At 59.7% G+C, this 23,246-nt stretch carries 19 protein-coding genes and 2 pseudogenes; 6 read left to right on the forward strand and 15 right to left on the reverse strand.

Features of this window, described 5'->3' with window-relative positions:
- Nucleotides 1-30 precede the first annotated feature (30 nt).
- On the forward strand, nt 31-1,302 hold the full coding sequence (locus V4835_RS12710) for a serine hydrolase domain-containing protein (RefSeq protein ID WP_331412384.1): 1,272 nt from the start codon (nt 31-33) through the stop codon (nt 1,300-1,302).
- Here the strand turns inward: V4835_RS12710 and paaY are convergent.
- The 13 genes from paaY to paaA all read right to left on the reverse strand — a co-directional run bounded on the left by paaY (nt 1,211) and on the right by paaA (nt 12,394).
- On the reverse strand, nt 1,211-1,807 hold the full coding sequence (paaY, locus tag V4835_RS12715) for a phenylacetic acid degradation protein PaaY (RefSeq protein ID WP_063145627.1): 597 nt from the start codon (nt 1,805-1,807) through the stop codon (nt 1,211-1,213). The genes V4835_RS12710 and paaY overlap by 92 nt on opposite strands.
- Before the next feature lie 9 nt (nt 1,808-1,816).
- Entirely contained in the window at nt 1,817-2,752 is a 936-nt protein-coding gene (gene paaX / locus V4835_RS12720) for a phenylacetic acid degradation operon negative regulatory protein PaaX (protein ID WP_021241337.1), read from the reverse strand.
- A 133-nt stretch (nt 2,753-2,885) separates the two neighbouring features.
- On the reverse strand, nt 2,886-4,202 hold the full coding sequence (gene paaK, locus V4835_RS12725; RefSeq protein ID WP_063145626.1) for a phenylacetate--CoA ligase PaaK: 1,317 nt from the start codon (nt 4,200-4,202) through the stop codon (nt 2,886-2,888).
- A gap of 27 nt (nt 4,203-4,229) precedes the next feature.
- Nucleotides 4,230-5,435 carry a 3-oxoadipyl-CoA thiolase gene (gene pcaF, locus V4835_RS12730; RefSeq protein ID WP_331412385.1) on the reverse strand — a complete coding sequence of 402 codons (1,206 nt, stop codon included), beginning with the start codon at nt 5,433-5,435 and terminating at the stop codon, nt 4,230-4,232.
- Nucleotides 5,428-5,856, reverse strand: coding sequence for a hydroxyphenylacetyl-CoA thioesterase PaaI (gene paaI / locus V4835_RS12735; RefSeq protein ID WP_045399003.1), 429 nt, complete (start codon nt 5,854-5,856; stop codon nt 5,428-5,430). Before paaI ends, pcaF begins: the two co-directional genes overlap by 8 nt.
- Complete coding sequence (paaH, locus tag V4835_RS12740) at nt 5,846-7,270, reverse strand: 3-hydroxyacyl-CoA dehydrogenase PaaH (protein ID WP_331412386.1); 1,425 nt, start codon at nt 7,268-7,270, stop codon at nt 5,846-5,848. Before paaH ends, paaI begins: the two co-directional genes overlap by 11 nt.
- Before the next feature lies 1 nt (nt 7,271).
- Nucleotides 7,272-8,060 (reverse strand): 2-(1,2-epoxy-1,2-dihydrophenyl)acetyl-CoA isomerase PaaG, encoded by a 789-nt coding sequence (gene paaG, locus V4835_RS12745; RefSeq protein WP_331414124.1) that lies wholly within the window; start codon nt 8,058-8,060, stop codon nt 7,272-7,274.
- A complete protein-coding gene (paaF, locus tag V4835_RS12750; RefSeq protein WP_331412387.1) occupies nt 8,060-8,827 on the reverse strand; it encodes a 2,3-dehydroadipyl-CoA hydratase PaaF in 768 nt (255 codons plus the stop codon). The genes paaG and paaF overlap by 1 nt, the downstream gene beginning before the upstream one ends.
- Entirely contained in the window at nt 8,824-9,894 is a 1,071-nt protein-coding gene (gene paaE, locus V4835_RS12755; protein WP_331412388.1) for a 1,2-phenylacetyl-CoA epoxidase subunit PaaE, read from the reverse strand. The genes paaF and paaE overlap by 4 nt, the downstream gene beginning before the upstream one ends.
- Before the next feature lie 7 nt (nt 9,895-9,901).
- Nucleotides 9,902-10,399: a 1,2-phenylacetyl-CoA epoxidase subunit PaaD gene (gene paaD, locus V4835_RS12760; RefSeq protein ID WP_063145621.1), complete on the reverse strand. Its 498-nt coding sequence runs from the start codon at nt 10,397-10,399 to the stop codon at nt 9,902-9,904.
- Between the two features lie 11 nt (nt 10,400-10,410).
- Entirely contained in the window at nt 10,411-11,157 is a 747-nt protein-coding gene (gene paaC / locus V4835_RS12765) for a 1,2-phenylacetyl-CoA epoxidase subunit PaaC (RefSeq protein WP_331412389.1), read from the reverse strand.
- Between the two features lie 8 nt (nt 11,158-11,165).
- Nucleotides 11,166-11,453 (reverse strand): 1,2-phenylacetyl-CoA epoxidase subunit PaaB, encoded by a 288-nt coding sequence (gene paaB / locus V4835_RS12770; RefSeq protein ID WP_003857353.1) that lies wholly within the window; start codon nt 11,451-11,453, stop codon nt 11,166-11,168.
- A gap of 11 nt (nt 11,454-11,464) precedes the next feature.
- The gene (paaA, locus tag V4835_RS12775; protein ID WP_063145619.1) at nt 11,465-12,394 is read right to left on the reverse strand and encodes a 1,2-phenylacetyl-CoA epoxidase subunit PaaA; all 930 of its coding nucleotides are present in this window, start codon (nt 12,392-12,394) and stop codon (nt 11,465-11,467) included.
- Nucleotides 12,395-12,676: 282 nt separating this feature from the next.
- On the opposite strand from paaA, the gene paaZ reads away from it, so the two are divergent.
- The 4 genes and pseudogenes from paaZ to V4835_RS12795 all read left to right on the forward strand — a co-directional run bounded on the left by paaZ (nt 12,677) and on the right by V4835_RS12795 (nt 20,182).
- Nucleotides 12,677-14,719 (forward strand): phenylacetic acid degradation bifunctional protein PaaZ, encoded by a 2,043-nt coding sequence (gene paaZ / locus V4835_RS12780; RefSeq protein ID WP_331412390.1) that lies wholly within the window; start codon nt 12,677-12,679, stop codon nt 14,717-14,719.
- A 600-nt stretch (nt 14,720-15,319) separates the two neighbouring features.
- Nucleotides 15,320-17,596 (forward strand): primary-amine oxidase, encoded by a 2,277-nt coding sequence (gene tynA / locus V4835_RS12785; RefSeq protein ID WP_331412391.1) that lies wholly within the window; start codon nt 15,320-15,322, stop codon nt 17,594-17,596.
- Between the two features lie 260 nt (nt 17,597-17,856).
- Nucleotides 17,857-19,004 (forward strand): annotated as a pseudogene (locus V4835_RS12790) (alkyl sulfatase C-terminal domain-containing protein); the annotation flags it as partial.
- Nucleotides 19,005-19,076: 72 nt separating this feature from the next.
- A pseudogene (locus V4835_RS12795) lies at nt 19,077-20,182 on the forward strand (membrane-associated sensor domain-containing protein).
- Between the two features lie 89 nt (nt 20,183-20,271).
- Here the strand turns inward: V4835_RS12795 and V4835_RS12800 are convergent.
- Nucleotides 20,272-21,771, reverse strand: a complete 1,500-nt coding sequence (locus V4835_RS12800) for an aldehyde dehydrogenase family protein (protein ID WP_063145786.1) — start codon at nt 21,769-21,771, stop codon at nt 20,272-20,274.
- 241 nt (nt 21,772-22,012) lie between these two features.
- Between V4835_RS12800 and feaR the strand changes: the two genes are divergently transcribed.
- Nucleotides 22,013-22,921 (forward strand): transcriptional regulator FeaR, encoded by a 909-nt coding sequence (gene feaR / locus V4835_RS12805; protein WP_331414125.1) that lies wholly within the window; start codon nt 22,013-22,015, stop codon nt 22,919-22,921.
- On the opposite strand, the gene V4835_RS12810 is transcribed toward feaR, so the two are convergent.
- Entirely contained in the window at nt 22,922-23,239 is a 318-nt protein-coding gene (locus V4835_RS12810; protein WP_331412392.1) for a YdbL family protein, read from the reverse strand.
- Nucleotides 23,240-23,246: the final 7 nt, after the last annotated feature.

Here is a 23,246-nt window from a genome sequence, read left to right on the forward strand (position 1 = left end):
CGTCAATGACCACCACACTCGCTATCAGGCATGCAGAACATAACAAAAAAAATTCACTGGCTTCTGCTTACTCTCCCACTCCTCAGCGGTTGTGGCACGCTCTCCCAAATGTCCTCCCCGGAAGGTACTCAGGAACTTCTCACTCATGATTCGCTGGATGGCGACATTGACAGCGTTGTACGTCACTACATGGCGCAAAAATCCGTTCCCGGGATGACGGTCGCGGTGATCCATAATCACGGCTCACCGCAGTTTTACACCTGGGGCGTAACCGATGCGGTCAATCGCTATCCGGTCAGGCCCGACACCCTGTTTGCGCTCGGCTCGCTCAGCAAAGGGATCACGGCGGAGGTGGTGGCTTGTCTGGTCAATGAAGGGCAACTCAACTGGAACGATAGCCTGGCGACATTGCTTCCCCCAGGGACGCCGCTTAGCGCGGATGCCCAAAAAATCACCCTGCTTGAACTGGTAACCCACACCTCCGGCCTGCCGCGTCAGAATATGGATGTTCCGATGCTCGGAAAATTCATCGGCTACTTAAGCACGGGCGATAATTTCTACGCTGAGCTGGATAGCGATAACGTGCTGCGCTACCTCGCCGACTGGCGAGCGCCAAAGAATAAAGCGCCGCAATACTCCAATACCGGCTACGCCCTGATCGGCTATATCCTGAAACACAAAACCGGGGAAGATATCCAGAGTTTAGCCTCGCGCTATATTTTCCATCCGCTGCAAATGGCTAACAGCAGCTTTATTCCGCAGCAGCTAAAAGGATACCCGCAGCGGGCGCTTGGCCACGCGGGCGATCAGCCGAAATTTATCCCGCGCGGGCAGCTCACCCCGGACTGGCAATTTTCCAATAACATGGTGGCGGCAGCGAGCTTATACAGTAACGCCGAAGATCTGGCATCCTATGCCCGCTATCACGTATCGACGACCCACAGCCCCTTGCTGGACAGCGTCTTTGCCGAAGTGAGAAATACCGATATTCAACGCCCCGACGGGGTTCAGGGTATTGCCTGGACCACCGACTTTATCGGTCTGGAAAAAATCACCTATCAGGTCGGCTATATCGGCGGTTACTCCAGCTTTATCGGTTATGACAAAGAAAAAGGCAATGCGGTGGTGGTGCTGCAAAATACCTTTAACTGGAGTAATTACATTGGCATCGCGCTATTGATGGATATGGCGAAAAAAGACGGTCAGAGCCCTACACCGCCGACTTCGGCCTTAAATTCTCATCAAACGCCAGCCGTTTCCGGTCAGGCTCTACCTCGCGCAGCGGCTCTACCTGGTGCATAGTGAGCTTGCAGCGCTCCACCAGCACCTGATACTCCCGCGTGCCCTGCTGCTTCCATGCCAGCTCCTGCTCGCTCAGCGCGCGAATCGCTTTGGCCGGGCTGCCGATAATCAAATGGTTGGCGGGCATCTCCGCTTTCGCCTTCACGAACGCCGCCGCGCCGACGATGCTGTTTTCACCGATGACCGCGCCGTCCATCACCACCGCGTTCATGCCCACCAGCGCGTTGCGGCGGATCACGCAGCCGTGAAGAATGGCGCTGTGGCCGATATGCCCGTCCTCTTCCACCACCGTGTCCTGCTCCGGGAAGCCGTGCATCACGCAGTTGTCCTGAATGTTGGCACCGTCTTTCACCACGATACGGCCAAAATCGCCGCGCAGGCTGGCGTTAGGACCAACATAAACGCCTTTGCCCAGAATAACGTCCCCAATCAGCACCGCCGTCGGGTGAACATAGCTCTCGTCAGGCACGACCGGCGTCAGACCGTCAATTTGATAAACTGGCATCTTCACTCCTTATGCGCTTGTAAGACCACCAAAGCGTTGATAGTAGAGCGTGCCGGGCACGGGCAGTTCGCCCACGGAGGTTTCGCCCTTCTCGCTGACAAACGCCAGCGCCCCCGGCGCGACACGCTGATAGATATTAATGCAGAGCTGTCGGGCGCTTTGCCCCGCCCAGTGCGCGGGCAGCAACTCTTCCGGCAGCAGCGGGTCTTTCAGCACCACGCGACGATAAAAATGAATCAGCAGCAGCTGGATCTGGAAACAGCGTTCCGGCGTCAGCTCCTCCGGCGCGGCCTCTTTCAGCAGCGGCAGCAGCGGCCGGAACGAGTTGATAAACGACTCGTACATCGCGTTTTGCTCGGTTAACTGCCAGCACTCTTCCACCCGTGAACGCAGCGCGGCGCGGGAGAGCGCCAGCGGCGAGTGGGCTTCAAAGAAAATCACGTTTTCCGCCACCCCGGCATCGTGAAGCAGGGACTGCACGTCCGCCAGATGCTGCGACGGCGAGGCCATCAGGCTCGGTGCCAGCGTGCCAAACCCCTGCCAGATCAGCTGTTTTTTGACGTCAGCAAGGGTGGTTTTATCCAGCCCTTCTGAGAGCAGCAATAACCATTTGCCGTCCCAGGCGGGCAGTTCCGCGCGGTAGATCTTATTCTCCGCGCGACGCGTCAGGCGCAGGCCCTTATCGCTCAGGCGGTAAAAGCTGCGACGCCCGATGCGGGAAACGTCCAGCCAGCCCTCTTTGTTGAGGCGAAACAGCGCGGTGCGCACGAAGCGCTCGCCAAACCCCATGCCTTCCAGCAGGGCGGCCAGGCTGCCGAGCCAAATCTCACCGCCGCGATGGGAAAGCGCGTCACCGTATAGCGAGGAGATAAGAGAGGTTCCGCTGACGGGAACGGAGCTGACCGCGTGCTGGATAAAGGCGTCGAGTTTATTCATGTGATTCATTCTGTTGTTATTTTTGTCCTGGATGAATCATAGCATACGATTCTGGGGTTTCCCCCTCACCCTAACCCTCTCCCAAAGGGAGAGGGAACTTTTTACACCCTCTCCCTTTGGGAGAGGGCTGGGTGAGGGAAACTCAACCGTTGGCCGCAACTTTACGTAAATCAAACACCCGGCAGGCCTTCCCCTCGGAGCGCGGGATGCTGCCGCAGTTGACGATCGTCACGTCGGTGGAAATCCCGACCATCGACTTAATGCGGTGGCGCAGCTGGTGGCACACCTGACAGCGCTGCTCGTGGGTCAGCGTGAGGCTACTCTCTTTCAGCTCCACCTTCACGGAAAGTGAATCAAGATGCCCGCGACGGTTCACCTCCAGCTGGTAGTGCGGAGAAAGGTGCTCAAACTTCACGATCTCCTCTTCAAGCTGCGACGGGAAGACGTTGACGCCGCGGATGATTAGCATATCGTCACTGCGGCCGCTGATCCGGTCCATACGACGCATGCTGCGCGCGGTTGCCGGGAGCAGGCGCGTCAGGTCGCGGGTGCGGTAGCGGATCACCGGCAGCGCCTCTTTGGTCAGCGTGGTGAACAGCAGTTCGCCCTGCTGACCGTCATCCAGCGGCGTGCCGTCGTTCGGGTTGACGATCTCCGGGTAGAAGTGATCTTCCCAGATGGTTGGGCCGTCGACGGTTTCAATACACTCCATCGCTACGCCCGGCCCCATCACCTCGGAGAGGCCATAGATATCCAGCGCCGTAATACCTAAGCGTTTTTCAATTTCGCGCCGCATGGCCTGCGTCCACGGCTCGGCGCCGAAGACGCCCACGCGCAGCGAACAGGTGCTGGCATCGCCGCCCATCTGGCGCTCCAGCTCTTCAATCAGGTTGAGGCAGTAGGACGGCGTCACCATGATCATGTCCGGCTGGAAATCACGGATCAACTGCGCCTGTTTCTCCGTCTGACCGCCGGACATCGGGATCACCGTCGCGCCTAAACGCTCGGCGCCGTAGTGCGCGCCCAGCCCACCGGTAAACAGGCCATAGCCATACGCCACGTGAATTTTGTCCTTCGCGCTGCCGCCCGCCGCGCGCAGGGAGCGGGCCACCAGATTGGCCCAGTTGTCGATATCGCCCTGCGTGTAGCCGACAACGGTCGGTTTGCCGGTGGTGCCGGATGACGCGTGAATGCGCACCACCTGCTCCATCGGCACGGCAAAGGTATCGAACGGATAGTTATCCCGCAGGTCCTGCTTGGTGGTGCACGGGAATTTGCGGATATCCGCCAGCTCTTTGAAATCGTCAGGGTGAACGCCCGCGGCGTCAAACTTGCGTTTGTACATCGGCACGTTGTTGTAGGCGTGATGCAGCGTCCATTTCAGACGCTCGGTCTGCAGCGCCTGTAACTCGTCAAGGGAGGCCGTTTCAATCGGATCAAGCTTTGTTGTATTTGTCATTGTAGGGTACTCACATTGTTTTTATGCTCAAACACGCTCAAGGATCATGGCAATGCCCTGACCCACACCGATGCACATCGTACACAGCGCGTAGCGCCCGCCGCGTCGGTGCAGTTCGTTGCTCGCGGCCAGCGCCAGTCTGGCACCGCTCATTCCCAGCGGGTGGCCCAGCGCAATCGCGCCACCGTTCGGGTTGACGTGCGCGGCATCATCCGGCAGGCCCAGCTGACGCAGCACGCCCAGCGCCTGCGAGGCGAAAGCTTCGTTAAGCTCGATCACGTCCATATCGTTAATACTGAGTCCGGCGCGCTCCAGCACCTTACGGGTGGCGGGTACCGGGCCAAGCCCCATCAGACGAGGCTCCACGCCTGCCGTCGCCATCGCCACAATCCGCGTGCGCGGGACTAATCCCTGCGCCAGCGCCATCTTCTCGCTGGCGACGATCAGCGCCGCAGCGCCGTCGTTGACGCCGGAGGCATTTCCCGCCGTAACCACCCCGTTTTTACGGAACGGCGTTTTCAGACCGGCAAGCTGCTCGAGCGTGGTGTCCGCGCGCGGGTGTTCATCCACGCTGAACTCAGCGACCGCCCCTTTTTTGCCCGGCACCAGCACCGGCACAATCTCCTGCGCCAGAATGCCGTTCTGCTGCGCCTGCGCGGTACGCTGCTGGCTGCGCAGCGCGAACGCGTCCTGATCGGCACGGCTGATATTTAACAATTCAGCTACATTCTCTGCCGTTTCCGGCATACTGTCAGTTCCGAATTGCTGATGCATGAGCGGATTCACAAATCGCCAGCCGATGGTGGTATCAAAGATCTCCGCCTGACGCTGAAACGCGGCGGTGGCTTTGCCCATCACAAACGGCGCGCGGGACATCGACTCCACGCCGCCCGCGATCAGCAGGTCGCCATCGCCCGCCTTAATGGCGCGCGCCGCAAAACCAATCGCGTCCAGCCCCGACCCGCACAGGCGGTTAATAGTGGTTCCGGACACCGTCTGCGGCAGCCCGGCGAGCAGGGACGACATGCGCGCGACGTTGCGGTTATCTTCCCCCGCCTGGTTGGCGCAGCCGAAGATCACATCATCGATCCGCTCGAGGTCGAGCTGCGGATAGCGGGCCAGCAGCGCGCGCAGCGGCACGGCACCGAGATCGTCGGTTCGGACTGCGGCAAGCGCGCCGCCGTAGCGCCCCACCGGGGTTCGAACGCCATCACAAATAAATGCGTCACGCATCTGCCTCTCCTGTCACGCTGCCGCCGATGCGGTGAGATTTTCCGCGAAAAAGGGCGACGGTTTTCTGTTGTTGGTTCTGGATTTCAATGTCGTACACGCCGGTCAGCTTGCCCTGATGCATCACCCGCGCGGTGGCGGTGAGCGTGTCCCCGGCAAAGCCCGGACGCAGAAAATCAATCGAGCAGCCAGAGGCTACCGCCGCCAGCCCCTGGCTGTTGCAGGCGTAGGCAAAGGCGGTGTCCGCCAGCGAAAAAAGCTGTCCGCCGTGGCAGGTTTTGTGGCCGTTAAGCATCTGCGGGGTGATGGTCATGGTCACCACCGCGTAGCCTTCATCCATGTCGACAATGTCCATCCCCATCGCCTGCGCGCAGGCGTCCCGTTCGTACATCGCGCGGGCGTTATGCCAGGCGTTATGACTCATAGCTACTCTCCAGAAGCGCGCGCTGGCGCAGCAGTGAACAGGGGCGATAGCGCTCTTCGCCGTAATGACGCTGCAGGTTCTCCAGCAGCGTCAGCAGCCGCTGCCAGCCCAGACGCTCGCCCCAGGCGATCGGCCCGCTCGGGTAGTTCACGCCGAGGCGCATGGCGGTATCAATGTCCTTCTCGCTGGCGACCCCTTTTTGCAGGGCATCCAGCGCTTCGTTGGCAATCATCGCCAGCGTGCGCCAGACCAGCAGGCCGGGATAATCGGCAATTTGCACCACCCGGTTACCCTGCTGCTGCAGGTAGCGGATGACCTTTTGCGTCGCGGTGTGCGGGTTGCTGGCGGCCGCTGCAATCACCGCCACATCGCGCTCAATGCGGTCCACTACCACCACCGCGCCGTTGAGCCGCAGCGCCAGAGCCTGTGCGGTTTCCCCCTGCGTTTCAATCAGATATACATCATCAACTTCGGTGACGCCGTCACGTCTCTTTTCCACGCGCATCGGGCTGTAGCTGTCGTTCACGGCTGGCACCCACCGCACCTCGGGTTTGTCACCCTGCCAGTCGTAGACGCCCTTCCCGCTCTTTTTGCCCAGCCTTCCTGCCAGCACCAGCTCCTGCTGCACCAGCGAAGGCAGAAAACGACGCTCCTGCCAGAAGGCGTTAAATACCGAGCAGGTGACCGCGAAATTCACGTCCTGACCAATCATGTCGGTCAGCTCCAGCGGCCCCATCGGGAAACCGCCGCCTTCGCGCAGGGCGGCATCAATCACCTCCGGCGGCGCGACCTGCTCTTCCAGCGCGCGCCAGGCTTCGGAATAGAACGGACGGGCGACGCGGTTGACGATGAACCCCGGCGTTGACTGGCAGCGAACGGGCTGTTTGCCCCAGTTCAGCGCCAGCTCGCACAGCGCGTCTGCCACTTCCGGAGAGGTCGCCAGCCCGCTGACCACCTCCACCAGCTTCATCACCGGCGCCGGGTTAAAGAAGTGCAGCCCTGCGACGCGCTCCGGGTGGCGGATGTCCGCCGCAATCGCCGTGACGGAGATGGAAGAGGTATTGCTGGTCAGCACCGTCTGTGGCGGGCAGATCTCAGCCAGCCGTGCAAACAGCGCCTTTTTCACCTCCAGACGCTCGGAGGCCGCTTCTATGACCAGATCGGCCGCGGCGAGCGCCTCGATATCCGTTACCGGAAGCAGCCGGGCGAGGATCTGGCTCCCGGCATCGGCGGAGAGTTTTCCGCGCGTCACCCGGGAGGCCAGACGCTGGCGGATACCGTCGATGGCGCGCGATATCGCATCGCTGGAGATGTCGTAGATCAGAACCTGATGACCGTGGCTGGCGGCGACTTCGGCAATGCCTGCGCCCATCGTGCCGCTGCCAATCACGGCGACAGTGCGTATGTTCAGCATCTTATTTCCCCGTAAAGTTCGGCGCGCGCTTCGCCAGGAAGGCGCTGACGCCCTCGCGGTAATCGTCGCTGCGTCCGGCCAGACGCTGATAGTCGCGCTCCAGATCGAGCTGGGCGTCCAGGGTGTTGGTTTCCGCGGCATTGATGGCCTGCTTGATCAGACCCAGCCCGAAGGTCGGTTGAGAGGCAAAATGCAGCGCCATCTGCTGCGCCGTAGCGGAGAGCTGTTCGTCATCCACCACCTGCCAGATCATTCCCCACGCCTGCGCCTGTTCGGCGCTGAGCTTGTCGCCGAGCAGCGCCAGCCCCATGGCGCGGGCGCGTCCGGCCACGCGCGGCAGCAGCCAGGTGCCGCCGCAGTCCGGCACCAGGCCGAGCTTGCTGAAAGCCATCATGAAGTTGGCGGAACGCGCGGCAATGACCATGTCGCAGCCTAATGCCAGCGTCGCACCCGCCCCCGCTGCTACGCCGTTAACCGCACAAATGACCGGTTTCGGCAGCTTTGCCAGGCGGCGCACCAGCGGGTTATAGAAGGTTTCAACGGACATCCCCAGATCCGGCGCCGGGCCGTTGGGGTCGACGTTACGGTCGTTCAGATCCTGACCGGCGCAAAAGCCGCGTCCTGCCCCGGTGATCAGCAGACAGCGGATAGCGTCATCACGCTCGGCCTGTTTCAGGCACTCGGCAAGCTGCTGGTGCATCACGTCGTTAAAGCTGTTCAGACGCTCCGGACGGTTCAGCGTAATGGTCATTACGCCCTGCTCAACATGACTGAGAATAAATTCCACAATTAGCGTCCTTTAAAGTCGGGGGTGCGTTTTTGTAAGAAGGCGTCGATGCCTTCCCGGCGGTCTTCGGTGGCAGAAAGCAGCGTAAACAGCTGGCGCTCCTGCGCGAGGCCGGCCTGGAGCGGTACCTCCTGAGACTGGCGCAGCGCCTGTTTCGCCGCCTGCAGCGCCAGCGGAGAGTGGCGCGCCATCAGCGCCGCCTGCTTCAGGGCATACTCCAACGTCAGCGCTGCCGGGAAAACGTCGCTGACCAGCCCCGCGCTCAGCCCCTGCTGCGCGGAAATACTCTCGCCGGTCAGCACCATTTTGCTGGCAAGGGATTTACCGACGCTGCGGATCAGACGCTGGGTGCCGCCCGCGCCGGGCATAATGCCCAGCGTGATTTCCGGCAGACCAAAACGGGCGTTGTCACCGGCGACAACCACGTCGCACAGCAGCGCCAGCTCGAAGCCTGCCCCCAGCGCGAAGCCGTTCACGGCGGCGATCAGCGGTTTGCTGAACGCGTTAATGCGCGCCCACAGCTGCGGGCGGATATCGTTCAGGGTGGCGGGCAGGTCTTTCTCCGCCATTTCGTTGAGATCGGCCCCGGCGGCAAAGCAGCGCTCGCTGCCGTAAATCACGCAGACGGCAATGTCAGCATCCACGGCGGCGGCCTCAAGCTGCTCAGCAAGCTGCGTCAGCAGCGCATTGTTGAGGGCGTTGCGCGCTGCCGGACGGTTGAGCGTCAGCTGCAGCACGCGGCCATGACGGGTAACAATCAGTTCGCTCATGCCATCCCCTTCGCGTCAAAATCCACGATCACGTCGGCGGTTAACGGCAGCGACTGGCAGCTCAGCACATACCCGGCGGCCAGCTCGTCCGGCTCCAGGCTGTAGTTGGTCGCCATGTCCACCTTCCCGCGCAGCACTTTGCATTTACAGGTGGCGCACACGCCGCCCTTGCAGGCATACGGGAGATCCGCCCCCTGACGCAGGGCGGCATCCAGGATGCTTTCGTCGTCCGCCGTCAGGGTGATTTCACGGTCGCGCCCGTCCTGGCGGACGGTCACTTTCTGCCCTTCCGCCTGTACGTGCACCGCGCGTTTAACGGCGATCCCCGGGGTGTTAAAGCGCTCAAGGTGAATCGCTTTGTCCGGCATCCCCAGCGCCTTCAGCGTGGCTTCTGCGTCGTCCATCATCGCCGACGGGCCGCAGATAAACGCCTCGTCGTACTGGCGGAAGTTGATCAGGGTTTTCGCCAGCGCCTGCAGCTTTTCTCCGTCGATGCGGCCGTAGAGCAGATCGCTGTCCAGCCGCTCCTGGCTGAAGATGGAGACCAGCTGCAGCCGCTGCGGGTATTTGTCCTTCAGGTCCGCCAGCGCCCGGCGGAACATCATGCTCTGGCTGCTGCGGTTGCCGTAGATCAGGGTGAAATGGCTGTTGGGTTCGGTCGCCAGCGTAGCGGAGATAATCGCCAGCATCGGGGTGATCCCGGAGCCTGCCGCAATCGACAGATAGTGGCCTTCACGTTCTGCCTGCGGCTGGTAGCCAAACTGCCCCTGGGGAACCATCACCTCAAGCGCCATACCCGCTTTGATCTCATCCCGGGCATAGCGGGAAAAGCGGCCGCCGTCGATGGCTTTGACCGCCACGCTGATCTCGCCAGGGGCGGTACTCCGGCAGATGGAGTAGCAGCGGCGCAGCTCGTCCCCGTCAAGCTTCGTTTTTAACGTCAGGTGCTGGCCGGGGCGGAAGCGGTAGGCGTCCTGCAGCGCCTGCGGCACCGCGAACGTGATGGTCACCGCGTCGCGGGTTTCGGGTTCCACTTTTGCCACTGTTAATGAATGAAACGTTGTCATGGCAGCCTCAAATACATTTGAAATAGTCGAAGGGCTCGCGGCAGGTATTGCAGCGGTAGAGCGCTTTGCAGGCCGTCGAACCAAATTCACTGATAAGCGAGGTGTCGGTGCTGGCGCAGCGCGGGCAACTCACCTCCAAAGGTGCGTGCGCGTGACAGCTATGCCCCACGGGCGGACTGATGCCGTACGCCCGCAGGCGCTCGCGCGCGTCGGCGGTCATCCAGTCGGTGGTCCAGGCGGGTTCCAGCTGGAGCACAATGTGCACCGGGGTAAAGCCGCGTTTGGTCATCGCGTCGCGGATTGCCCCCAGCAGGTGTTCCGTTGCCGGACAACCCGAGTAGGTGGGCGTGAAGCCAATGACCCAGCCTTCCCCCTGCGCCTTCACGCTGCGCACCATGCCTAAATCGGTGATGGTTAATACCGGCACTTCCGGATCGGGGATCTGGCTTAACAGCGCCCAGATCTCAGGAATTTGCGCAGGCGCGATGTCGACGAGGCGTTGCATAGCGTTCTCCTTTACCACTGCTGACCGGGATAGGCGCGCTGGAGATACTGCATTTCCGCCAGCATCGGGCCCAGATGTTCGGTATGCAGCCCCCTCTTGCCCCCGGTGCGGTACGCCACCTCATCGGGCACCGTCAGATTGGCGTCCTTGAGACCGGCAAATACTTCGCTTTCCCACGGCTGGCGCAGGACGCGCGGGTCAACCGCCACGCCGGCATCAATCAGCGCCAGCTCGACCTCATCGGCTTCAAACAGCTCCGCCGTAAAACGCCACAGGCTGTCGATGGCCTGCTGCATCTTCTGCGCGGACGTTTCGGTCCCGTCGCCCAGACGCCCCAGCCAGCCTCGGCTGAAGCGCAGGTGGTAGCGCACCTCTTTAATTGCTTTGGCGGCAATGGCGGCAAGCTGACCGTCGCTGCTTTGAGTCAGGCGTTCGTACAGGGCCACGTTCCAGGCATCCATCAGGTACTGGCGGGCAATCGTGTCGGCGAAGCTGCCGTTCGGCTGCTCCACCAGCAGGACGTTGCGGAACTGACGCTCGTCGCGGCCAAAGGCCAGCGTGTCTTCATCACCCTGGCCTTCCCGTTCTGCGGCATAGGTCAGGAAATTGCGCGCCTGGCCCAGCAGGTCGAGACCGATATTGGCGAGCGCGAGGTCAATTTCCAGCTCCGGCGCGTGGCCGCACCAGGCGCCCAGACGCTGGGAGAGCACCAGACCGTTGTCGCCCAGACGCAGGGCATAGGCAGTCACTGAATTCATTCTTTGCCTCACATATGCTCGATGCCGTCGGGGATGGTGTAAAACGTCGGATGGCGGTAAACCTTGCTTTCCGCCGGGTCGAAGAACTCGCCGCTCTCTTCCGGCTGGGAGGCGACAATCTCGCTCGCCTTAACCACCCAGATAGAGCACCCTTCGCTGCGCCGGGTGTAGGCATCGCGCGCATTTTCCAGCGCCATGCGATCGTCGGCGGCATGCAGACTGCCCACGTGACGGTGGGATAACCCCTGTTTGCTGCGTACGAACACTTCGTACAGCGGCCAGTAGACATTGCTCATCGTGATTCCTCTTAAGCCACTTTGCGGGCGTGTTGTTTTTCCGCGTGCGCCAGTGCGGCTTCACGCACCCACGCCCCTTCGTCCCAGGCTTTGCGTTTGGCGGCCAGGCGTTCGTGATTGCAGATGCCGCGCCCGTTAATGACCTCGTCAAACTCCTGCCAGTCGATCTCGCCGAAGCGGTAATGGCCGCTCTCTTCATCCAAATGCAGATCGGGATCCGGCACCGTCATGCCCAGCATTTCCACCTGCGGGACGGTGTTATCCACAAACCGCTGGCGCAGCTCGTCATTGCCGAAACGTTTGATTTTCCAGGCCAGGCTGCGGGCGCTGTTCGGCGAGTTGTCGTCGTTCGGCCCGAACATCATCAGCGCCGGCCACCAGAAGCGGTTGATGGCGTCCTGCAGCATCTGGCGCTGGGACTCGCTCCCCTGCGCCAGCGCCATGCAGGCCTCAAAGCCCTGGCGCTGGTGGAAGCTCTCTTCTTTACAGATTTTCACCATCGCGCGGGCATACGGACCGTAGGAGGTTCGGCACAGCGCCACCTGGTTGACGATAGCGGCGCCGTCCACCAGCCAGCCGATTACGCCGATATCGGCCCAGCTCAGGGTCGGATAGTTGAAGATGGAGGAGTATTTCATCCTGCCGTCGAGCATCTTCTGGTAGATGTCTTCCCGCGCGCAGCCCAGCGTTTCCGCCGCGCTGTAGAGGTAGAGCCCGTGCCCGGCTTCGTCCTGCACTTTCGCCAGCAGGATCGCTTTTCGGCGCAGCGTCGGGGCGCGGGCGATCCAGTTCCCCTCCGGCAGCATGCCGACAATTTCGGAGTGCGCATGCTGGCCAATCTGACGGATCAACGTCTTACGGTAGGCGTCAGGCATCCAGTCCTGAGGCTCAATCGCCGTCTCCTGCGCTATGCGCTGCTCAAACCGTTGTTCTTGCGTCACGTCATCACCTTTATGATTCGTTAGTTTGCAAATTAAAGCGTAATGTTGAATCACTTTTTTTTAAAAGTTACACAAAGGTTAAATATAACCCCAAGAATTGTTTCCTGGTTTTGTGATGTTGCTCGCAAGGCTTTTACTGCACGCCCTCTGCACAGTCGCTTTGCGCGCTGCAATTCATCAGACCGGATCACAATGTTAACAATTCATTAAAACTCAGCTTGATTTTTATGATTCATGATTAAACTATTAATGAGCAAATTACGTAACATTTGGAGATAAGCGATGCAGCAGTTAGCCAGCTTCGTGTCCGGTACCTGGCAGTCTGGCCGGGGCCGCGAACGCACTATTCATCACGCCATCAGTGGCGAAGCGCTGTGGAGCGTGACCAGCGAAGGGCTGGACATGGCGGCCGCCCGTCGCTATGCGATTGAGCGCGGCGGCGAAGCGCTTCACGAGATGACCTTTATCGAACGTGCGGCCATGCTGAAGGCGGTGGCAAAGCACCTGCTTAGCGAGAAAGAGACGTTTTATGCCCTGTCAGCCCAGACGGGCGCGACGAAGGCGGACAGCTGGGTGGATATTGAAGGCGGCATCGGCACCCTCTTCACTTACGCCAGCCTGGGCAGCCGCGAGCTGCCGGATGACACGCTGTGGCCGGAAGACGAGTTAATCCCGCTGTCGAAAGAAGGCGGCTTTGCGGCGCGCCACGTCCTGACCTCCAAATCCGGCGTGGCGGTGCACATCAACGCCTTTAACTTCCCCTGCTGGGGGATGCTGGAAAAGCTGGCGCCGACCTGGCTTGCCGGGATGCCCGCCATCATTAAACCCGCTACCGCTACCGCACAGGTAACGCAGGCGATGGTGAAATCCATCGTGGACAGCGGACTGGTGCCGGACGGTGCCATCAGCCTGATCTGCGGCGGCGCGGGGGACCTCCTCGACCAGCTCGACAGCCAGGACGTGGTGACCTTTACCGGCTCCGCCAGTACAGGGCAAAGCCTGCGCGTGCACCCGAATATTGTGGCGAATTCGATTCCGTTCACCATGGAAGCCGACTCCCTGAACTGCTGCGTGCTGGGGGAAGACGTCACGCCGGACCAGCCGGAATTTGCCCTGTTCATCCGGGAAGTAGTCCGCGAGATGACCGCGAAGGCCGGGCAGAAATGTACGGCCATTCGCCGCATTATCGTCCCGCAAAACCAGGTTGACGCCGTGAGCCAGGCGCTGATTGCTCGTCTGGAAAAGGTGGTGGTGGGCGACCCGGCGCAGGAAGGAGTGAAGATGGGCGCGCTGGTCAACGCCGAACAGCGCGCGGACGTTCAGGAGAAAGTTGAGCAGCTGATCGCCGCAGGCTGCCAGATCCGTCTGGGCGGCAAAGCGGATTTGCAGGCCGCGGGCGCGTTCTTCCCGCCGACCCTGCTGTTCTGCCCGCAGCCGGATGAAACCCCGGCCGTCCACGCGACCGAAGCCTTCGGCCCGGTTGCGACGCTGATGCCGTATCGCAATGCACGCCACGCGATGCAGCTTGCCCGCGCGGGAGGCGGCAGCCTGGCGGGCACGCTGGTCACCGCAGACCTGGACATTGCCCGCCAGTTTATTGCCGGTGCGGCGCGCGCCCACGGGCGTATTCAGATCCTAAACGAGGAATCATCAAAAGAGTCTACAGGCCACGGCTCCCCGCTGCCTCAGCTGGTGCACGGCGGCCCGGGCCGCGCGGGCGGCGGCGAAGAACTGGGCGGCCTGCGCGCGGTGAAGCACTACCTGCAGCGCACCGCGATTCAGGGCAGCCCGACGATGCTGGCCGCCATTGGCAAACAGTGGGTGCGTGGCGCAACGGTGCAGGAAGATCGCGTGCATCCGTTCCGCAAATACTTTGAGGAGCTACAGCCGGGCGACAGCCTGCTGACGCCGCGCCGCACCCTCACGGAAGCAGACATTGTGAACTTTGCCTGTCTGAGCGGCGACCACTTCTATGCCCATATGGACAAGATCGGCGCGGCAGAGTCGATCTTTGGCGAGCGCGTGGTGCACGGCTACTTCCTGATCTCCGCCGCAGCGGGACTGTTTGTTGATGCGGGCGTCGGGCCAGTCATTGCCAACTACGGCATGGAGAACCTGCGCTTTATCGAGCCGGTTAAGCCGGGCGATACCATACAGGTGCGTCTGACCTGCAAGCGTAAAACGCTGAAGAAGCAGCGCACCGCCGAGGAAAAACCGACCGGCGTGGTGGAATGGGCGGTTGAGATCTTCAACCAGCACCAGCAGGCCGTGGCGCTCTACTCCATTCTGACGCTGGTGGCGCGCCAGCAGGGTGATTTCAGCTAAGTTCCCTGCTCCTAATCCTCTCCGCAATGGCTGAGCACTCTCAAGTAATGTGCAAGCAGAAGCAATAACGCTGCTTTTAGAATGGCTGAGGGCCTTCAGCGATGCCCAGGTCCGGCTGTAAATCGCTGAGGCGTTTCCTGCAGGCCGGGGCGAGGCGCATGGATGCGCCGAGAGGGCGGGCTTTACAGGGATGTTACCTCCGCCCGTTCCCGATAAGCCGGAAGGAATAAGCCGAAGGGACCGCGAAGCGGCGATTTACCGCCGGGAGCCCGGGTTGCCAGGGTGGTGGCGACTGAGCCACCCTGGCACGTTCACCGGTCATGTCGTTACAGAGTAGCAAGGAACATAAAGTGAACGGAATGACCATCACAGCCGTATGTTCCCCCTCACCCCAACCCTCTCCCTCAAGGGAGAGGGGGTCGCCTGTGCTGACATCATTTGTGGGGAGAGGAAATGGCCCGGCATGTGATTTATCCCCGCTCTTTTTTTAACCTGGCAAGACTGACAAATAACCTGGCAGATGCAGGCAAACGCTTTTCTCATGGGCCTGTCAGGATAAGGCTGTCACAACACAATAAACACAACAAGATGAGGTCTACGATGGGAAGCAATTCTTCTTTTTCTGCCCGTAGAACGGCGCTGGCCATGGCCGTTGCGCTGTGTTGCGCCTGGCAATCCCCTGTTTTCGCCCACGGCAGCGAGGCGCATATGGTCCCGATGGACAAAACGCTGCAGGACTTTGGCGCGGACGTTCAGTGGGATGATTACGCACAGATGTTCACCATTGCGAAAGACGGTGCCTTTGTGAAGGTCAAACCGGGCGCAAAAACCGCCATCGTCAACGGTAAAACCCTCAAGCTCGAGGTGCCGGTGGTGATGAAAGGCAAGAAAGCCTTTATTTCAGATACCTTCATCAACGATGTTTTCCAGTCCGGCCTTGACCAGACCTTCCAGGTTGAAAAACGCCCTCACCCGTTAAATGCGCTAACGGCGGACGAAATTAAGCAGGCCGTAGAGATTGTGAAAGCCTCTGCGGATTTTAAGCCGAATACCCGCTTTACCCAGATTGCCCTTGCAGAGCCTGAGAAAGCCAAAGTGTGGGACTTTGTGCTCAACGGTACGGCTGTGGATGCCCCTCGCCAGGCGAAGATTGTCATGCTCGATGGAAAGCACGTTATCGAAAGCGTGGTGGACCTGAAGGATAAAAAAATCCTGCGCTGGGAACCGGTGAAAGACGCGCACGGCATGGTGCTGCTGGATGATTTCACCGCGGTTCAGCAGATTATCAACGAGAGCACAGAGTTCGCCGAGGTGCTTAAAAAACACGGCATCACCGACCCGAAAAAAGTGATTACCACGCCGCTGACCGTCGGCTATTTCGACGGTAAAGACGGGCTGAAGCAGGAAGATCGCCTGCTGAAGGTAGTGAGCTATCTGGACGTGGGCGACGGCAACTACTGGGCGCACCCGATTGAGAACCTGGTCGCGGTTGTCGATCTTGAGCAGAAGAAAATTCAGAAGATCGAAGAAGGCCCGGTCATCCCGGTTCCGCTCACCCCGCGCCCGTATGACGGCCGCGACCGGGTAGAAACGGCGAAGAAACCCCTGGAGATCGTCGAGCCGGAAGGCAAAAACTACACCATCACCGGGGATATGGTGCACTGGCAGAACTGGGATTTCCACCTGAGCCTGGACTCCCGCGTCGGCCCGATGATTTCAACCGTCACGTATAACGACAACGGCAAAAAGCGCCAGATTATGTATCAGGGGTCGCTCGGCGGCATGATCGTCCCTTACGGCGATCCGGACGTGGGCTGGTACTTTAAAGCCTATCTCGACTCCGGCGACTACGGCATGGGCACCCTGACCTCCCCGCTGGTGCGCGGTAAAGACGTGCCGTCCAACGCCGTGATGCTCAATGAAACCATCCCGGATTATACCGGCGCGCCGATGGAGATCCCGCGCGCAATCGCCATTTTCGAACGCTATGCCGGGCCGGAGTACAAACATCAGGAGATGGGCCAGCCTAACGTCAGCACCGAGCGCCGCGAGCTGGTGGTGCGCTGGGTGAGTACCGTTGGCAACTACGATTACATCTTCGACTGGGTGTTCCATGAAAATGGCACCATCGGCATTGATGCCGGCGCGACGGGTATCGAAGCGGTGAAAGGCGTTCAGGCGAAAACCATGCACGACGCCACCGCGAAAGACGACACCAAATACGGCACGCTGATCGACCATAACATCGTGGGCACCACGCATCAGCACATCTACAACTTCCGTCTTGATATGGACGTGGACGGCATCAACAACAAGCTGGTGGCCATGGATCCGGAAGTGAAGCCGAATACCGCCGGTGGCCCGCGCACCAGCACCATGCAGATCAATCAGTACGACATTGATACCGAGCAGCAGGCGGCGCAGAAATTCGACCCGGGCACCATTCGGCTGCTGAGCAACACCCGGAAAGAGAACCGCATGGGCAACCCGGTCTCGTACCAGATAATCCCTTACGCTGGCGGTACGCACCCGGTGGCAACCGGCGCGAAATTTGCCCCGGACGAGTGGATCTACCATCGACTCAGCTTTATGGACAAACAGCTGTGGGTGACCCGCTACCACCCGGATGAACTCTATCCGGAAGGCAAATTCCCGAACCGCTCCATCCACGACACGGGTCTGGGGCAGTACAGCAAAGATAATGAGTCACTGAACGACCAGGATGACGTGGTCTGGATGACCACCGGCACTACCCACGTCGCCCGCGCGGAGGAGTGGCCGATCATGCCGACGGAATGGGTGCATACCCTGCTTAAACCGTGGAACTTCTTCGACGAGACGCCAACGCTCGGGAAAAAGAAAGACGAACAGAAATAAATAACGCACCGGGCGCAATGCCCGGTTTTTCATCTATTTACTTGCTGAATACCTCTCCCCGATTATAGTTATTTCTACCTCGTTTATTTCCCTTGCATTTCTTGAACCACTTTCAGCCAGGACACGAAGTTTCCACGAACGACGTAATACACTACTGAGAGGTTAGGATGAAATTCAATTTGATCGTCAGGAGTCTTGCCCTGGCTGGACTTGTTATTTCCGTCAGCTCCGCGTATGCCGCAGAAGCCCCGAAGGATGCCACGGCCGCAACGCAACAAGCCAATAACGCCCTGTTTAATCAGCTTCCTTTCTCCGACAACACCGATTTTACGGACGCCCATAAAGGGTTTATCGCCCCTATTCCTCAGGACATTATCAAAGGGGAACAAGGCAATGTTATCTGGGATCCACAGCAGTATTCGTTTATTAAAGAAGGCGATAAAGCACCGGACTCCGTTAATCCCAGCTTATGGCGTCAATCTCAGCTGATTAATATTAGCGGCCTGTTTGAAGTGACCGATGGCGTATATCAGATACGAAATCTTGACCTGTCAAATATGACCATCATTGAAGGGAAAGAAGGTATTACCGTGGTTGACCCGCTGGTGTCGGCAGAAACGGCGAAGGTTGGGATGGATCTCTATTTTAAAAATCGCGGCAAGAAACCGGTCGTCGCCATCATTTATACCCACAGCCACGTTGACCACTATGGCGGCGTGCGCGGCGTGGTGGATGAAGCCGACGTGAAATCCGGCAAAGAGAAGCCGCGAAGAAATTCGTTGAGTATATGGGCGGCGCGGATGCCATCCTGAACAAGGCGAAAACCGACTTCGACCAGGGGAACTACCGCTGGGTGGCGCAGGTGGTCAGCAAAGTGGTCTTTGCCGATCCCAACAACCAGGCGGCACGTAACCTGGAAGCGGATGCGCTGGAACAGCTTGGCTATCAGGCTGAGTCTGGCCCGTGGCGTAACTTCTACCTGACCGGTGCGCAAGAGTTGCGTAACGGCGTGGTGAAAGGTCCAACGCCGAATACCGCCAGCCCGGATACGGTACGCGCGATGACGCCAGAGATGTTCTTCGACTATCTGGCTGTTCATATCAACGGTCAGAAAGCCGGTGAGGCTAAATCGGTGTTTAACATTGATTTAGGCAGCGATGGCGGGAAGTACAAACTCGAGCTGGAAAACGGTGTGCTGAACCACACGGCGAACGCTGAAGCAAAAGAGGCGGACGCTACGCTGACGCTTAACCGTGACACCCTGAATAAAATCATTCTCAAGGAGGTTACGCTGAAACAGGCCCAGGACAGCGGAAATATTAAAATTACTGGCGACAGCGCGAAACTTGATGCCATGCTTAGCTATATGGACAAGTTTGATTTCTGGTTTAACATTGTGACACCGTAACGGTGCACGCAAAGGGCGGTTCGTCCGCCCTTTCCTGCTTCACGTGTTAGCCAGACAGGGTAAAAAGCGTCAATGGAAAAAAGAAAAAAACCGACACTTGAACGGGCAACCTGGCCAACGCGCCATGCCATGGTCATGCACGGGCTGGCGATGAACCTGCCGTGGCTGGCCTTCGTCAACATCAGCTTTGCGGTGATGATTCTGCTGCGACACGTTCTGCTTAAGGCCAGCGATCCCCTTTATCCCCACTCGCCGCAGCTGACGAGAATGGTCGATGCCTCCATGCTCGGCATTATCCTCCTCTCCGCTGCGCTTATCCTCATGGCCTGGCGGCGCATCGCCGGTATCAGCGCGGTGTTGTTTATTTGTAGCGCCATCTGGTCGGTCTCCTGCTTCTGGTTTATCACCCAGCTGCTGCTCCCGCACGTCTGGCCGCTGTGCGTTATTTTATTGCTCGCCGGCTTAACGGCGCTCTATTTTTACCCTGAAGGGTTGCTCGCCTTTGTGCTCCCGCTCTGGATCACCCTGCCGATAGCAAGCTGGATACGGAACGATGGCCTCAACCTTCACTTCGTCGTCATCTGGAGCGTCTTTACGCTGATCCTGATCTGCGGGCGTTTCATCCTGTTGAGCTGGTTTGACGAGGCCTGGCGACGTAATCAGCAAAATCAGCTGCTGATCTCCAGACTGGATGCGCTGGCGCATCAGGATCCGTTAACCAAAACCGCCAATCGCCGAAAAATGGAAGTGGTGCTGGAGAATGCGGTCGAGCAGAAAAAACCTTCTCGGTGATTATGCTGGATATCGACTATTTCAAACGCTACAACGACACCTACGGGCACCAGGCGGGTGACGACTGCCTGACGCGCGTGGCGCGGGTGCTGAAGCAGTCCGTGCGGACGCCTGACGATGTGGTGTCACGCTACGGCGGCGAAGAGTTCGTGGTGATCCTGTTTAACTGCCCGGAAAACATCGCTGAAAAGGTGGCCTTACGCATTCAGGACGGCCTTCGCGTGGAGTCCATACCGCACAGCGCGTCAACCGTTAGCGACCATGTCACCGTGAGCATGGGGATTGCGAGCATGGCGGAAGGGTTAGCGGGCACCGAGATCATCGCCCGCGCCGATGCGGCGCTGTATCGAGCGAAGGAGGCCGGGCGGGATCGGTGGTCGCTGTAAATAATGCCGGGTGGCGCTGCGCTTACCCGGCCTACGGTGCGAGTCGTTGTAGGCCGGGTAAGGCGTAGCCGCCACCCGGCTTGTTTTTTTTAATACCGCACGCAAACCGACTTGGTTTCACACCAGCCGTCCAGCCAGTCCGGGCCAAAGTCACGTCCGGTGCCGGACTGCTTCATGCCGCCGAACGGCAGGTTGGCGTCGATCAGCGTATGGCTGTTCACCCAGACGGTGCCCGCCTGCAGCCTGTCGGTGTACTCCAGCGCCTTGCTGATATTCTGCGTCCAGACGCTGGCCGTCAGGCCATATTCGGTGTCGTTTGCCAGCTGGAGCGCCTCTTCCCCGTCGGCGACGCGCACCACGTTGACCACCGGGCCAAACACCTCTTCACGCGTCAGGCGCAGTGAGGCATCCGGGTTCACCACCAGCGTAGGCGAAACGTAATAGCCTTTGCCTTCCGGCCCCCTGTTACCAACGATCAGCTCCGCGTTGCGCGACTTCGCTTCATCAAGGAAGGTCTGCACCTTGTCGCAGTGCGCGCGCGACACCAGCGGGTTGATAAACGCCTCCGGCGACATGCCCGGCCCGACGCTCAGGGATTTCACCGCCTGCTCAAACCCGCTGACCAGCGTGTCAAATAGCGGCGCTTCAATGTAGATGCGCGAACTCGCCGCGCACACCTGCCCCTGGTTCAGGAAGCTGCCGGTCATCAGGCCTTCGATCACCCACGCCGGGTCCGCGTCTTTCAGAACGATAGCCGGGTTTTTCCCACCCAGCTCCAGGGTCACCCCGGTTAGCGTATCCGCCGCCGCGCGGGCGATTTGCTTACCCGTCGCCGTTGAGCCGGTAAAGCTCACCTTTGCAATATGCGGATGCGAGGTCAGCGCTGCGCCGCACACCGCGCCGCTCCCGGTTACCACGTTGAACACCCCGTCCGGAATGCCCGCTTCACTGGCCAGTTCCGCCACGCGCAGCATGGTCAGCGGCGTGGTCTCTGACGGCTTGATGACAATAGAGCAGCCCGCGGCCAGCGCAGGCATCACTTTCCACATCCCGATCATCAGCGGGAAGTTCCAGGGCACAATCCCGGCCACCACGCCAACCGGCTCCTTACGCGTCCATGCCTGATAGCGGGCGCCCTGCGGCAGCGGGATGGAGAGGTCGAGGGTCTTACCCGAAATTTTGGTGGTCAGCCCGGCGGTATAGCGCATCCAGTTCAGGGTGCAGCCGACTTCAAACATGCGGGAAATGTTAATGGATTTGCCCTGCTCCAGCGTTTCAAGCTGGGCCAGCTCCTCGCTGTGCTGTTCGACCAGATCGGCGAAATGGAGCAGGATCCGCTCGCGCTCCGCCGGGAGTTTACCGGCCCAGCTGCGGGCAACAAACGCGCGCCAGCCGGACATGACGGCACGGTCCACGTCATCGACGCTGGCATCGGCAGTCGAGGCAATGACCTCGCCCGTGGCCGGGTTGAAGACGTTCAGCCGCTTTTCACTGTCCGACGCGGCCTGACGACCTTCAATCCACAGGCCATGCTGTCGGTCTAAAAATTGTTGTACGGCAGGCTGAATGGCCACCTGTGATTCAGACATAGGATACTCCTTCGTTATTCTTCGCAGGGTGTTCATCCAGTCTAAGTGGGGTTTTGCATTCTCGCTTTCGTCTCTGTGACATTCGCTTTGCCACCTGTGACAGGCTCCGCAAATCGCGATAATTGCCGCTTATATCGCTGTTACCGGTGAGTGTTCTTTCCTATAGTCAGCCTCATAGCTCTGACAAAATGCAACACAAATGCAACAATGCGAAAACGTTGACGGTGCAGTGAGAGAAACGATGGCGTGTGCAAGCGAGCAGGAACAATATCAGCAGTGGCTGGCGCAAATTAACCAGGTTTGCGGGCGTTTTAACGCGCAGCCCACCGAGGGGAAATTCTTCGGCGAGCTGGAGACCAGCTATGCGCGCAGCCTGAAGCTCAGCACCGTGACCGCAGGCGGCGTCAACCTGTTCCGCTCCCGTCAGGAGATTACGCAGAGTAACGATGCCTGGTTCTATACCGTGTTCCAGCTTGAAGGCAGCGCGGAAATTGAACAGGATGAGCGTCGGGCGGTACTCAGAACCGGTGATATCACGCTGATTGACGCGTCGCGTCCCTGCTCGATCAACTGGCGGGAAAAATCCCGCCAGATTTCGCTGCTGGTTCCCCGTCAGATTATTGAGCAGCAGTGTCGTTTCCAGGAGATAAGCTGCGCGACCGCCCTTTCCCGCACCTTGCCCACGGTACAGCTGAGCCATCGCCTGCTGATGGAGAGCATGAGCAATACCGACCTGAGTGACCGGGAGAGCGAAGCGGCGCTCGAAGCGATGATCTGCCTGCTGCGCCCCGCTTTCCAGCAGCGTGAAATCATTCAGCCGCGCAAGGAACTCCAGTTCCTGCATGTCGTGGCGCTGATTGACGACCATATTCAGTCTGAATCGCTGCGCCCGGAATGGATTGCCGCCGAGAGCGGTATGTCCGTGCGCAGCCTCTATCGCATGTTTGCCGAAAAGGGGCTGGTGGTGGCGCAGTACATCAAAAACCGTCGTCTGGATCTCTGCGCGCAGGCACTGCAATCTACCGGTGATGATGAAAAGCTGGCGGGCATTGGCTACAGCTGGGGGTTCACCGACCATAGCCACTTTTCAACGGCGTTTAAGCAGCGTTTTGGCGTCTCGCCGGGTGAATACCGCAGGCGCTACCGCTAGCTACTTTTTGAGCCATTGTCCGTTAATACCCTTCACGTATTCGCCCGGCTGCGCGCGGGCAACCAGCTTTTGACCTGCCATTTTGGCCACTTCATCGACCGGCAAATTATTGCTGTCAGCCAGCTTCTGGTAGTTTTCCGTGCGTGCCGCATTGATACGATTGACCAGCGCCAGCGTTTCCGCATCCTGTTGAATCGGTGCAAGATACCCGCTGAGGGTTTCCCCCACGCGCCCCTGCGCCCGGGCGTCGTTTAAGGTCAGCGCAGCCGCCTGCACGTTCATCCCCAGCGCCAGTAAAATCAGAGCTAATCGTTTCATGGCATCC

It is taken from the genome of Enterobacter cloacae complex sp. CARB60, from assembly GCF_036487345.1.
Classification (GTDB): domain Bacteria; phylum Pseudomonadota; class Gammaproteobacteria; order Enterobacterales; family Enterobacteriaceae; genus Enterobacter; species Enterobacter asburiae_D.

What these genes read in the sequence shown, in the direction of transcription:
- V4835_RS12710 (WP_331412384.1), top strand. Translation starts at nt 31, where the DNA reads ATGCAGAACATAACAAAAAAAATTCACTGGCTTCTGCTTACTCTCCCA.
- paaY (WP_063145627.1), bottom strand. Translation starts at nt 1,807, where the DNA reads ATGCCAGTTTATCAAATTGACGGTCTGACGCCGGTCGTGCCTGACGAG.
- paaX (WP_021241337.1), bottom strand. Translation starts at nt 2,752, where the DNA reads ATGAATCACATGAATAAACTCGACGCCTTTATCCAGCACGCGGTCAGC.
- paaK (WP_063145626.1), bottom strand. Translation starts at nt 4,202, where the DNA reads ATGACAAATACAACAAAGCTTGATCCGATTGAAACGGCCTCCCTTGAC.
- pcaF (WP_331412385.1), bottom strand. Translation starts at nt 5,435, where the DNA reads ATGCGTGACGCATTTATTTGTGATGGCGTTCGAACCCCGGTGGGGCGC.
- paaI (WP_045399003.1), bottom strand. Translation starts at nt 5,856, where the DNA reads ATGAGTCATAACGCCTGGCATAACGCCCGCGCGATGTACGAACGGGAC.
- paaH (WP_331412386.1), bottom strand. Translation starts at nt 7,270, where the DNA reads ATGCTGAACATACGCACTGTCGCCGTGATTGGCAGCGGCACGATGGGC.
- paaF (WP_331412387.1), bottom strand. Translation starts at nt 8,827, where the DNA reads ATGAGCGAACTGATTGTTACCCGTCATGGCCGCGTGCTGCAGCTGACG.
- paaE (WP_331412388.1), bottom strand. Translation starts at nt 9,894, where the DNA reads ATGACAACGTTTCATTCATTAACAGTGGCAAAAGTGGAACCCGAAACC.
- paaD (WP_063145621.1), bottom strand. Translation starts at nt 10,399, where the DNA reads ATGCAACGCCTCGTCGACATCGCGCCTGCGCAAATTCCTGAGATCTGG.
- paaC (WP_331412389.1), bottom strand. Translation starts at nt 11,157, where the DNA reads ATGAATTCAGTGACTGCCTATGCCCTGCGTCTGGGCGACAACGGTCTG.
- paaB (WP_003857353.1), bottom strand. Translation starts at nt 11,453, where the DNA reads ATGAGCAATGTCTACTGGCCGCTGTACGAAGTGTTCGTACGCAGCAAA.
- paaZ (WP_331412390.1), top strand. Translation starts at nt 12,677, where the DNA reads ATGCAGCAGTTAGCCAGCTTCGTGTCCGGTACCTGGCAGTCTGGCCGG.
- tynA (WP_331412391.1), top strand. Translation starts at nt 15,320, where the DNA reads ATGGGAAGCAATTCTTCTTTTTCTGCCCGTAGAACGGCGCTGGCCATG.
- V4835_RS12800 (WP_063145786.1), bottom strand. Translation starts at nt 21,771, where the DNA reads ATGTCTGAATCACAGGTGGCCATTCAGCCTGCCGTACAACAATTTTTA.
- feaR (WP_331414125.1), top strand. Translation starts at nt 22,013, where the DNA reads ATGGCGTGTGCAAGCGAGCAGGAACAATATCAGCAGTGGCTGGCGCAA.
- V4835_RS12810 (WP_331412392.1), bottom strand. Translation starts at nt 23,239, where the DNA reads ATGAAACGATTAGCTCTGATTTTACTGGCGCTGGGGATGAACGTGCAG.